This is a genomic window from Kitasatospora sp. NPDC101235, from assembly GCF_044767505.1.
Taxonomy (GTDB): Bacteria; Actinomycetota; Actinomycetes; order Streptomycetales; family Streptomycetaceae; genus Kitasatospora.
Window position 1 is genome coordinate 86855 of record NZ_JBIWNZ010000023.1, and the last position, 11529, is coordinate 98383.

The following is an 11529-nucleotide window of genomic DNA, read 5'->3' on the forward strand; positions in this document are numbered from 1 at the left end:
GTGTGTCGTCCGGTCTCTCTTCCCCTCCGGTGTAAACGGCGTTTACACCGTTGCTTCGACCAGGCCGCCACCCGGCCGATCGGACGTCATGTTGCCCTGTGCCACCGGGCCTTGAGATGTGGACAAGGACCTGGCTTCAGAAGCAGTTGTACAAGCGGCCAGGACCGCGGTCGACCTCCGGCACGGACATCCATTGACCGGGTTGTGACCCAGCAGTGCCGTGGTCTGCACGATCGCCAGGACCAGGGCAAGGCTTGCCACGCCCATAACCCGGTCATCGGTTCAGCCCCCAGGAACATAGAACTGCCCGTCTCCCCTGGCAGCGGTACCAGAGGAGACGGGCACTTCGTTCTGTGGATCAGACCGTGGCCGGGACAGCCACGCAGTCGAGGCCGATCGCGTGGCTGACGGTGGTGAGGATGGTGGTCCAATCGCCGTTGAAGTGGATGGCTTTGTCGCACATGTACGCGGCTGCGCCGAGCTTGAGGTTGGTCACCAGGATGGTGCCACGCTACGTCCTTGTTCCGGCACGCCCGTGTCCCGCGAGCAACATGTCTCGCAGGACTAGTGCAGCGCCGCGTTGATCCTTCGGGGGTTCATGCGGCTTTGAGTGGGCTGCCGTCGTAGGTCCAGCGGTAGGGCTTGGCGTCGTGTTCGTCGTAGGCCAAGACGAAGGTGGCGCTCGACGATGCCGGCGAAGGGAACCCCGCGCCGCACGACATAGTCCCGGCGGATGACTCCGGTACCTCGCGGGGTGGCCGGGCGTCCGTCCGGGCTTTGCCGGTGGCACGGCCGGCGATGTTCTCGGTCAACTGCTTCGGACCCGCTCTCGTGGGCAGTGCGGGCGGCGACCAGGTCACCGTCCGCGCCTCGATTCGACAAGGGGACGGTACCCAACCCGACCACCCGTCGACAGCGAGGAGAGCCCACGAGCGGGGGGTAGGGTTTACCCCCCGTCCGGCCGGTGGGTTAACGCTGCCGACCCGGCGCCGCCCGGTGCGACATCGTGGGGCCATGACCGATCGACACTCAAGCGCCGCCGGCCGCCCCTGCCCGGCCGGCAGGATGAAACGCAATCGCCGTATCAGCGCTGTCGCGGTGCTGGCGCTCGCCGCCCTCGTCACCGGAACCGGCGTCGGGTTCGCCGCCACGACCACACCGTCGGCCACACCGGTGGCCACGCACGCGTTCGACACCGCACCGGCCACGGCCACCGCGCCCACCCGGTCCTTCCAAGGCACGCTCCCCGCGCCGACCGGCCCCTACGCCGCCGGCGAGGACGTCATCCACCTCACCGACGCGAGCCGTCCCGACCCGTGGGTGCCGTCATCCGGCCCCCGCCAACTGACCGTCACGATGGTCTACCCGGCCGTCCCCGGGACCGGGACTCCGGCCCCTTACATGACCCTCGCCGAGGCAGCCGGAATCATCCAGCGCCGGAACATGCCGGCGAGCTCCGGCGTCACCCCGGAGAGCCTTTCCAGCGTCACCACCCACGCCTTCGACGGCGCGCGGCCGCAGCGCGGCAAGCATCCGCTGGTGGTCCTCTCACCCGCGTCCGAGAACCCGCGCATGATGCTCACCTCGCTCGCGACCGACCTGGCCAGTCACGGCTACGTCGTCGCGCTCGTCGGCCACACCTACGAGGACAGCGGCGAGACGCTGGCGAACGGCCAGACGCCGCCGTGCGCGATCTGCGACGACCCGACGCGGATCGACTTCGACGCCGAAGCCGTCAGCCGCGCGCGGGACGTTTCCTTCGTGATCGACCAGTTGACGCACGGCAATACCGCGTGGCCCCTGGCACACCTCATCGACAAGCACGAGATCGGCATGGCCGGACACTCCCTCGGCGGAGCGGCGGCCGCCGACACGATGATCGCCGACCCGCGAGTACGGGCCGGAGTGAACATGGACGGCACCTTCCACCCGGTCCCAATGCCCGGCCAGATCAACCGGCCGTTCCTCATGATGGATGCGGCCGAAAACCTCTCGGCCGACAGTGGCGACAGCTGGGGGAAGGCATGGGACGCCCTCGGCGGCTACAAGAAGTGGCTGACGGTCGCCGGCGCCGACCACTTCAGCTTCTCTGACGGGGACCTGCTTCAGGAGCAGGCCGGGTTCCCGACGGCGCCCCTCTCCCCGGAACGCGGGATGGCGATCACCCGCGAGTACGTGACAGCGTTCTTCGACCAGACGCTGAAGGGGATCCACAGTCCGCTGCTGGACGGCCCCTCGCCGAACAATCCGGAAGTACTCTTCCAGTACTAGCTAGGCGCTAGGTGTACTGACCATGGAGGTTGGCGACGGGGTTCACGGCGTGGTGATCTTGAAATGAGTGAGGGCCTTCTGGCTCGGTGTGGATTGCGACATCTGCACCTACGCCAAGAAAGGCCCTCATGCCACACCGTAACGCACCGCTGACCGAGACCGGACGCCTGCGCCTGGCCCGATGCGTGGTCGAGGACGGCTGGCCGCTGCGGCGGGCCGCCGAGCGCTTCCAGGTCTCACCGACCACGGCCAAGCGCTGGGCCGACCGCTACCGCACCCACGGCGAGGCCGGCATGAACGACCGCTCCAGTCGGCCCCACCACAGCCCGCGCCGGACCCCGACCCGCACCGAGCGGCGCATCATCAAGGTCCGCGTCCTACGGCGCTGGGGACCGGCCCGCATCGCCTACCTCCTCAAGCTGAACCCGGCCACCGTCCGGCGCGTGTTGACCGACAACGGCTCCTGCTACCGCTCACGGGTCTGGCGCGATGCCCTCGCCGCCGAGGGCATCGCGCACAAACGCACCCGCCCCTACCGCCCGCAGACCAACGGCAAGGTCGAACGCTTCAACCGCACCCTGCTCGACGAATGGGCCTACGCCAGGCCCTACCGCACCGAACAGGAACGCCGCAACCCCTACCCCACCTGGCTCCACACCTACAATCACCACCGCGGACACACCGCACTCAAGGGCCAGCCACCCGCCAACCGCGTCCCCAACCTCACGGGTCAGAACACCTAGGCCGCTGTGTTGGGTCACCCACCCAGCGACGGCGTCGTGGAATCGGCGGTGGCGGGCGGAGTAGTTATGTAGGTCCACCCGTTCTGTCCGTTGTCCGCCGCGCAGGTAGTACTCACCCGGGCTCCCTGCTTGTCACTGATCGGCGGCACACTGCGCGCATGGGTACTCATCTGCATGCCGTCCGAATTGCCCCCGATCTGACCTGGGTCGAATCCATGGGTGGTCCGCTGATCGTTGTCCCGGTGTCCGCCCTGCAGCACTGGGGTGGCTGCACCGAGGACGGCATGATCATCAGTGACGGCGACCAGTCCGACGACTACGACCGGGCCTGCGGGGTCGAGGGCCTGGCTGAGGTGATCGGCCTGCGCGGCCATGGCAGCGCCTCCGCGCTGGTGCTGGGCGACGAGCCCGCCACCACCTGCTATCTGCCGGAGCAGAGGGCCTTCATGCGCCGGCTCGCTGCCGGCTCCGACGCCGAGTTGCTCGCCGCCACCGAAGCCGCGCTGAATGACCCGGCAACGCCGTGGGAGGAGTGCGGTCTCTGGGAGACCGACGGACCGGCGGTTCTCATGGATTCGGTCGAGGCCGGCAAGAACCTCGGCATGCCCTACCCGGACGGCAGGGGCGAGCCGGAGCAAGCCCCCGTCCACCTGCCCGCAGGACGCTGGAGAGTCCGCGCGTTCCACACGTGTGCCGACGAGTCCGTCTGGGTCGGCGTGGTCCAACTCCTCCCGGAAGCCGACGCCCAGTCGACAACGACTCCTTGACTCGAACACCGAGCCCGCCCGCGCAGCCCCGAAGGGACGGTCACGGACGCTGGGATGTTCAAAGTGGCCCCACCGTCGCCCATCAGGCGTTCATGATCGGTACGCGTCGTGATACCGGTGCAGCCGGGGACCACGGATCGCGGGCAGCCTGATCAGGGTGTCCCTGAAGGCACCGTCGTGGGGTTCCAGGGGGTACCAGGGGCGCGATGGCAGTGGGTAGTCGTCGCGCAGGACACCCGCCGGGAGCACCCCGGTGGCGGGCGTCGGCGAGGTCTCCCCCGGGCTGGTGAGGTATGCCCAGACTCCGCTGTCCAGCGGCACCACCGTCGCATCGCCATCGGGTGGGCGCCACGGTTCGCCTGTTCCGGGGTGGCGGGGGACGAGAAGGATGTCGGGGCGGGGCCGGGGCTCGGGGATGCCCGGGCCGGCCAAACCCACTGAGCGGGGGGCGGGCCCGGGCGGGAGGTAGCGGGCCACGGCGTGGCCGAGCAGCTCGGCGGCAGGGCCGACAGGAAGGATCACCGGGTGGTTCTCAGTGGCCACCACGAGGTGGGCCAGCGCGACACCGACCGCGGCCTCCCAGCGGCGGCTCCACGACCCGTCGGGTTCGACGGGCGGGACGCGGTGTTCGGCACGCTCCAGGTCCGCCCAGTCGGGTAGCGGGTCGGCCGGGAACCCCGAGGGACGGCGGACGACCGCGTCGGGCTCCAGCCACACTGTCTGCCACGAGCCGCAGTCGTCGATCCGGGTCGCCACGGCCCGTCCGCACCCCGCACAGGCCAGGTTGGGCCCGGCCCGGCCGTCCACGCCCCGGCAGTAGCCCTCACACTTCTCCAGGATCAGAGTCATCGACCGGGAGTCACCGGGCGCGATGACGATCCTGCCCCGCGCGCCGAAGGAGACGGAGTACACCGGCGCATATACCCCCTGCCGGGCAGCGGCTTCCTCTCCGACTTCCTCCCACAATCGCCAGGGCGGTCCGGTGGGCTGTGGGTCGACGGCGTACGTCGCCGCCTCCATCAGCGGAGGATGAAGTTCCTCCCACGCCCCGTGGTGGGTGTGGACGGGGAGTGCGACCTGGGACACCGGAGCCGTCAGCTCGGTGCAGCATCCGGCACACGCGAACACGTCCAAACAAGCTCCCCCCGCCGCGGTTCCCCGGGGATTGTGCCTCGCTTGCGGCAGAGGATCCATCGGATTTCGGAGCGGCTCCAGGGCTTCCGGGGGGCGCGTCATCCCGGGGTTGATGACCGGTCGGCCCCGCCCCACTGCGGTGCGGGGCCGACCGGTGGGCTAGCGGTCGGTCAGGCCGGGTGGCTGGCAGGGCGGTGCAGGGGCATCTGGAGGACGGCCGTGGTGTTGGGGTGCTCACCGGTCGCCGGCCTTCCGCAGCTCCAGCACCGCACCGGCCGGGCGCTCGGGTCCGGCGCGTACCCGTGGTCCTGGCCCTGCGGGCAGGGCACCTGGCGGTGGCCGAAGCCGATGTGGACGTCGTCCCGGTCGAAGCCCTCCCTCCGGGGGTGCTGGCGGATGGGGTTGCCGGGCGGCGGCCCGCCGACGCTGACTTGGTGCTCGCGCTTGGCCCGTTGACATCAAAGGGGGCTGCAGAAACGGTTCCGTCACCCTGGTCGACCTGCCCGTGGCAGAGGTGCGGCGGCCCCGTGGAGGCCGCCACTGACGGATCACCAGCCCACTGCACTCACCACGCCGCCTCTGAGCAGGCAAAACATCGAAGTCCTGCCGGAGTGTCAGCCCAAGGTCGTAAAAATTACGGTTGCGCAGCTGGTGGCAACGGGTTTAGAACGGCGTTGTTGCCCAGGACGAGTCGTTGGGGCTCCACGGTCCGGTCACAGGCTGGCGGGGTGTCCCCCGAAGGAGAAACCCAGATTGATGACCGCGCTCTCGCTGCCCTTCAGCACCGAACGGCTCCTTTTGCGTCCGTTCACGCCGGACGACCTCGATGACCTGTACGCGTACCAGAGCCTCCCCGATGTCGCTCGCTACCTCTACCGGCAGCCGCTCACCCGTGAACAGTGCGCGCAGAGCCTGACGCGGCGCGCGGCCGGCACGACGTGGGCCGAGGACGGCGACGACCTCGTGGTCGCCGTCTGCCCGGCCGACGAGGCAAAGGTTCTCGGCGAGGTTGTCCTGAAGCTCGCGAGCGCGCGGGCGCGCCAGGTCGAGATCGGCTGGATCTTCAACCCGGCGTACGGCGGCCGGGGCTACGCGACCGAGGCGGCACGTGCGACCGCCGCACTGGCCTTCGCCGAGCTGGGCGCCCACCGGCTCTTCGCCCGCCTCGACGCACTCAACACCGGATCGGTGCGCGTGTGCGAGCGCCTCGGCATGCGCCGGGAGGCACACCTTGTCGAGAACGACCTCGACAACGAGCGGTGGGGCAGCGAGTACGTCTACGCGACGCTCGCCCGGGAGTGGAAGGCCGGCCGGGCTCAATAAGCCTGGCTGGAGGGCCGGGGGCGGGCGTCCTGAGGAGCACTGCCATCGGGGAATGACCGGCGCTGTGCGCTACGTCGTCGACAATGGCGGTACGTGGCGCGCGCCAGCACCTGCACTGGCCCGAGTACCGTCCGCGCCGGCTGGACCCGAAGCCGGCTGGAGTTACCGCCATGGACGATCGCTCCGGACCTCGGACCGTCTCGCCGACGCTGCTCGGCATCGGCAGCGCCTGGCTGCCTGTCGCCACCGGCGAGTCGGGGGCCTTCGTCTTTCGCAGTACCGATTCCACCAGATATGCCAAGTGCGTACCCGCCGTGGACACAGCCGACCTGGCGGCCGAGCGCGATCGGATCGCGTGGCTGGACGGCCAGGGAGTACCGGGCCCGCGCGCACTCGGCTGGTACGACGGTGATGCGGGAGCCTGCCTGGTGACCAGTGCCGTCCACGGCGTGCCTGCCGATCAAGTGTCGCCCTAGGATCTGCGGGGCTCCTGGGACCGCATCGCGGACGCGGTCCGGCAACTGCACGAGGTCCCTGTGCCGAGGTGCCCGTTCCACCGGTGCCTGGACGCCGTGGTCGCTCAGGCACGGGACGTCGTGGCCCGTGACGCCGTGAACCCCCAGTTCCTCCCCGTCGAACAGCGGCACACACCCCCCACGGAGCTGCTGGCCCGCCTCACCCGGCAGGTCCCCCGACGACGGGATCAGGAAGCCACCGACACAGTCGTGTGCCACGGGGACCTGTGCCTGCCCAACATCATGCTGGATCCACAGACCCTGGACGTGTCCGGATTCATCGACCTGGGCCGCCTCGGCCAGGCCGACCGCTACGCCGACCTGGCGCTGCTCTTGGCCAACGCGCGAGAGACATGGACCAGCGAGGAGCAGGCCCAGGCCGCGGACATGGCGTTCGCCAACAGGTACGGCATCGCCCTGGACCACGACCGCCTGCGCTTCTACCTCCACCTCGACCCGCTCACCTGGGGCTGACCACTCGGCCCAGGTGAGCGGGTCGAGCGGCCCGTCACACGGGTTCTTCGTGATCAAGGAGTGAGGCCGTGCGGCCCCGTCTCAAGTCGCTCAGCACGCTCGCCCCTCAATCCCGGGCTGAGTCGTAAGGCGCGCAAGCCCGGCTGGATCGGGTACGGGGCGGACCGGACAGCCGGCGGTCAACGGGCGCGCGCGGGCCTCGACCGGGGGCAGATCGCTGAGGGGCGCCAGGTGCACAGGCAAGTCGGTGCTTGGGTCGCTTCGGTCGCTGAGTCGCTGGACGACCTGTCGTCGACTGAAAACGACGGCCTGGCAGCAGGGGGCTGGGAGGCCGGTCCCGCGGGTCTGGTGCAGCGACTGAAGGGCCGACAGCGACCCAAGCGACTGGCGGTAAAGGTCTCGGTCGCCACCTGGCACGAGAGCCTGCCTGCTCCCGTCCCCGTATGGTTCCACTCCTCAAGTCCGGGTCGCTGGAGCTACCGAAGCGACCCAAGCGACCCACCTCCGGACCTTCGGGGAGTGCCTGACACGGGCGACACGCCGGGGAAAGCGCCCCGAGAGACTCAGTCGCTTTCAGTCGCTGGGCTTCAGTCGCTCAACAAAACCCCAGGTCAGGGCGCATATACTCACCCCAACAGCGACCGAAGCGACTCAAGGTTGGGTATATGAAGACATTCCCGTGTGCGTGTGCGCGTTATAGACCCGGGCTTCAGTCGCTTCAGTCGCTGTTTGCTGTGAAAATGGCCTCTGACCTGCGAAAACGATGGAGTGACCAAACCAGCGACTGAACAGGCTCAGTCGCTTCCCCGGGGCTTGGTCGCTGAGTTTGCCCGCAAGCCCCGGTAGTAACGGTTCGCACGTCCTCGCTCGGCTAGTCTGTGTGAGCTATCTTCTGAACTTCGGTCGCTTCAGTCGCTGATCCGGTACCCACCAGTGCCCTGACCTGGCTTTTTGCCCTCAGCGACTGAACGAGCGACTCAAGTCCGAGCAGCTACCGAACAACGAGCAGCTACCGAACAAGGGGAAGGGACCAGCGTGACGGCGCCGATGGCCGTGGGGAGCGACCGAGCGGACCGCCAGCCTGCTGCGCTGGCAGTCGCCCGCTGGTGTGCCGCCCAGGGCTGGCCAGTCCATCCGCTCGCCCCCGGACGCAAGACCCCGCCCGCCAACTGCCGCCCCTGCCAGGACTCCCCACACTCCCCCGCCGACTGCCCCTGCCCCGCAGCAGGCCGTTGGTGCCACGGGTTCCATGCAGCGACTCTGGACCAAGGCGTCCTCACCACCTGGTGGCGCGCCAACCCGGACTTCGGAGCCGGCGTCGCCTGCGGCCCAGCCGGCCTTGTGGTCATCGATGTGGACAGCCACACCGACGTCGTCCCCGCCCGCGACCGCATCCTGCCCGGCATCCCCATCCACGAGGACGTCGACCTCGAAGGGCTCGAGAACGGCTACCACACCCTCGCCCTGCTGGCCGCCCTGCGCCGTGCCCCAGACCCCACGACGGACGAGGGCACCCTGCGCGTACGCACCCCCTCCGGGGGCCTGCACATCTGGTACCAGGACCACACCGACCGCCGGTTCACCTGCTCCACCGGCTCCTCCGCGGGCCGCGCCCTGGCCTGGCAGGTCGACGTCCGGGCCCACGGCGGCTACATCGTCGCCCCCGGGACCGTCACCGCCGCCGGAACCTACACCCCGCTTCCCGGAGCCCGGACCCCCGCCCCGCTGCCCGAGTGGCTCAGTGAGGAACTCATCCGTACCGGACACCTCAAGAATCGGCCCGGCCGACCGAGCGTGCCGCAGCCGGCCGTCCCCGACCGTGCCCGCCAGGCCGTCGTCGCCGCGGGCGGCGGCAAGCAGGGCGCGGAGAAGGTGCTCGACACCGTGCTTCAGGAGGTCACCGACTGTGCCACCACCCCCGAGGGCGCGGGCTTCACCGGCAAGCTCAACCGCGCCGCCTACACCGTGGGAGGCCTGGTCTCGGCCGGCCACCTCACGCACGCCGCCGCCGAACAGCTCCTCCTCGACGCGGCCCGCACCGCCCGTCCCGCCCAGGACCGGCACAACTCCGCCGTCATCCGTTCAGGCCTGGCAGCCGGGACCCGGCAGCCCCTGCACATCGGGAAGGCCCGCGGATGACCGACAGCACCCGCCGCAAGAGGACGGTCTTCGACCCCGTGGCCACGGCGCAACAGATCCTGGACTACCCGCCCGTCCCGGGCCCCTCGCAGCCGCCCTGGCACGGCACCGCCGTCCAGGAGAGCCTCCTCGACCCCGTGCCACCAGCAGCCGCTGCCGCGTTTCCGCAGGCGGCCGTGGAGCCCGCCCAGGCCGCGCAGGCCTCTGCGGGGGGCCCACAGGCGACCCCCCACGGTCTGCTGCCCGACTCACTCTCCGACCGCGGCAACGCCAAGCTCTTCGTCCACCTCTACGGACGCGACTACCGCCACGTCCCCGGCCTCGGCTGGTACCGCTGGTCCGCCCACCGCTGGCAGCTCGACGAGGACGACACCGTCCTGTGGGCCGCCGGCGAGATGGCCGAGAGCATCGCCACCCACGACCCACGCGGCCTCTACACCAATACGGACCTGCGCCGGCACCGCCGCCGGGCGCTGTCCACCTCCGGCATGAACGCCATGCTCGCCCAGGCCAAGTCCGCCCCCGGCATGGTCCTCAACGCCGCCCTCCTGGACGCCGACGCCTACGCCCTGTGCACCCCCGGCGGCGTCGTCGACCTGCGTACCGGCGCCATCGTCCCGCCCGACCCGAAGGTCCACCACCACTCGCGTTCCACCACCCTGGCCCCCGCCCGGATGCCCACCCCGCGCTGGAACCGCTTCCTGACCGACACCTTCGGCGACGACAAGGAAGGCCGTCAGACCCGCGACTTCCTCCACCTGCTGCTCGGCTACTCGATCAGCGGCGACGTCGGAGCCCAGGTCATGCCGTTCCTCTACGGTCAGGGCAAGAACGGCAAGTCCGTCCTGCTCGACGTCATGATCCAGCTCCTCGGCGACTACGCCGACGCGGCCCCGCCAGGCTTCCTCATGGCCAAGACCTTCGACGGCCACCCCACCGACCTCGCCGAACTCCACGGCCGCCGCATCATCGTCTGTTCCGAGCTCAAGCCCGGCGACCGCTTCGACGAGGCCCGGGTCAAGCTGCTCACCGGCGGCGACAAGATCAAGGCCCGCCGGATGCGCCAGGACTTCTTCTCCTTCGAGCCCACCCACAAGCTCTGGCTGCTCGGCAACCACCGCCCCGAGGTCGGCACCGGCGGCTTCGCCTTCTGGCGGCGCATGCGCCTGATCCCGTTCGAGCGGGTCGTTCCCGAGGAGCGCAAGATCGACAACCTGGCCCACGTCCTCGTCGCCGAGGAGGGCCCCGGGATCCTCGCCTGGCTCATCGAAGGCGCCTGCCGCTACTTCGCCGGAGAGAAGGACCTCGCCGGCCCCCAGGCCGTCCAGACCGCCACCACCGCCTACGCCGAGACCGAGGACCACGTCGGCCGCTTCCTCAAGGAGGCGTGCGTCACAGGCGAGGGCATGCGTGCCGAACAGTCCCAGCTCTTCGGGGCCTACACCCGTTGGTGCGGCTTCGAGGGAGCCAATCCCGTATCCGGGCGTGCCTTCGCCGCACGAGTCCGAGAGACACTGGGTATGACCTCTCCCAAGGAGATGGTCCTGTCCAACAGCCGCAAGTACTACCCGGGCATCGGCCTGATCACCGACGACACAGAGGAGCACAACGCGTGAGCGCGCTGATCGACCCGGCCGAGCTCGCCCACGAAACCGACCTCGTCTGGCTGGAGGACACCTCCGACCTCGACTACGTCCGTCAGTCGCTGGACCGCCTCACCACCCGCCGCGGTCGCCCGGCCTACCACCGAGACGGCCGCATGGTCGGCTACGCCATCCTTGGCCCCGACGCCAAGTCCTCCCGGGCCTCCGGCACCTTCCGCCGCCGCGTCTTCTGGCTCCTGCCGCACGACCGCGACCAGGACCCCGAGGGCCTCTACTCCACCGGCGCCCCCTCCGAGGCCGTGGACCCGCGCACCGTCGCACCCCGGGTCAAGGGCTACAAGACCGAGCGCTCCGAGGGCGGCCCGGCATCGCCGGCGATGCTCGAACTGGGGATAACGCTCCCGAAGGCCTGATCGCTGTCATGCGGTGGGGGGGGGGGGGCCCGGGGGGGGCCCCCCCCCCCCCCGGGGGGGCGCCCCCCCCCCCCCCCCCCGGCCCCCCCCCCCCGGCCCCCCCCCCGCCCCCCCCCCCCCCCCCCGGGCCCCGCCCCCCCCCCCCC

Annotated in this window: 9 protein-coding genes and 1 pseudogene; 8 read left to right on the plus strand and 2 right to left on the minus strand. The window is 70.2% G+C overall.

Features of this window, described 5'->3' with window-relative positions:
* Window positions 1-358 precede the first annotated feature (358 nt).
* Window positions 359-496 carry a hypothetical protein gene (locus ACIRRH_RS31115; RefSeq protein WP_403074025.1) on the minus strand — a complete coding sequence of 46 codons (138 nt, stop codon included), beginning with the start codon at window positions 494-496 and terminating at the stop codon, window positions 359-361.
* Between the two features lie 518 nt (window positions 497-1014).
* Between ACIRRH_RS31115 and ACIRRH_RS31120 the strand changes: the two genes are divergently transcribed.
* The 3 genes from ACIRRH_RS31120 to ACIRRH_RS31130 all read left to right on the plus strand — a co-directional run bounded on the left by ACIRRH_RS31120 (window position 1015) and on the right by ACIRRH_RS31130 (window position 3781).
* Window positions 1015-2271 (plus strand): alpha/beta hydrolase family protein, encoded by a 1257-nt coding sequence (locus ACIRRH_RS31120; RefSeq protein WP_403074027.1) that lies wholly within the window; start codon window positions 1015-1017, stop codon window positions 2269-2271.
* A gap of 128 nt (window positions 2272-2399) precedes the next feature.
* Entirely contained in the window at window positions 2400-3014 is a 615-nt protein-coding gene (locus ACIRRH_RS31125) for an integrase core domain-containing protein (protein ID WP_403074029.1), read from the plus strand.
* Window positions 3015-3172: 158 nt separating this feature from the next.
* A complete protein-coding gene (locus ACIRRH_RS31130) occupies window positions 3173-3781 on the plus strand; it encodes an Imm21 family immunity protein (RefSeq protein WP_403074031.1) in 609 nt (202 codons plus the stop codon).
* 90 nt (window positions 3782-3871) lie between these two features.
* Here the strand turns inward: ACIRRH_RS31130 and ACIRRH_RS31135 are convergent, their stop codons facing one another.
* Entirely contained in the window at window positions 3872-4801 is a 930-nt protein-coding gene (locus ACIRRH_RS31135; RefSeq protein WP_403074033.1) for a hypothetical protein, read from the minus strand.
* A gap of 870 nt (window positions 4802-5671) precedes the next feature.
* Between ACIRRH_RS31135 and ACIRRH_RS31140 the strand changes: the two genes are divergently transcribed.
* The 5 genes and pseudogenes from ACIRRH_RS31140 (at window position 5672) to ACIRRH_RS31160 (ending at window position 11383) form a co-directional block, all read left to right on the plus strand.
* Entirely contained in the window at window positions 5672-6238 is a 567-nt protein-coding gene (locus tag ACIRRH_RS31140) for a GNAT family N-acetyltransferase (protein WP_403074035.1), read from the plus strand.
* A 170-nt stretch (window positions 6239-6408) separates the two neighbouring features.
* Window positions 6409-7227 (plus strand): annotated as a pseudogene (locus ACIRRH_RS31145) (APH(3'') family aminoglycoside O-phosphotransferase).
* Window positions 7228-8274: 1047 nt separating this feature from the next.
* The gene (locus ACIRRH_RS31150; RefSeq protein ID WP_403074119.1) at window positions 8275-9366 is read left to right on the plus strand and encodes a bifunctional DNA primase/polymerase; all 1092 of its coding nucleotides are present in this window, start codon (window positions 8275-8277) and stop codon (window positions 9364-9366) included.
* The gene (locus ACIRRH_RS31155; RefSeq protein ID WP_403074036.1) at window positions 9363-10982 is read left to right on the plus strand and encodes a phage/plasmid primase, P4 family; all 1620 of its coding nucleotides are present in this window, start codon (window positions 9363-9365) and stop codon (window positions 10980-10982) included. The genes ACIRRH_RS31150 and ACIRRH_RS31155 overlap by 4 nt, the downstream gene beginning before the upstream one ends.
* Window positions 10979-11383 carry a DUF6009 family protein gene (locus ACIRRH_RS31160; protein WP_224273067.1) on the plus strand — a complete coding sequence of 135 codons (405 nt, stop codon included), beginning with the start codon at window positions 10979-10981 and terminating at the stop codon, window positions 11381-11383. Before ACIRRH_RS31155 ends, ACIRRH_RS31160 begins: the two co-directional genes overlap by 4 nt.
* Window positions 11384-11529 lie beyond the last annotated feature (146 nt).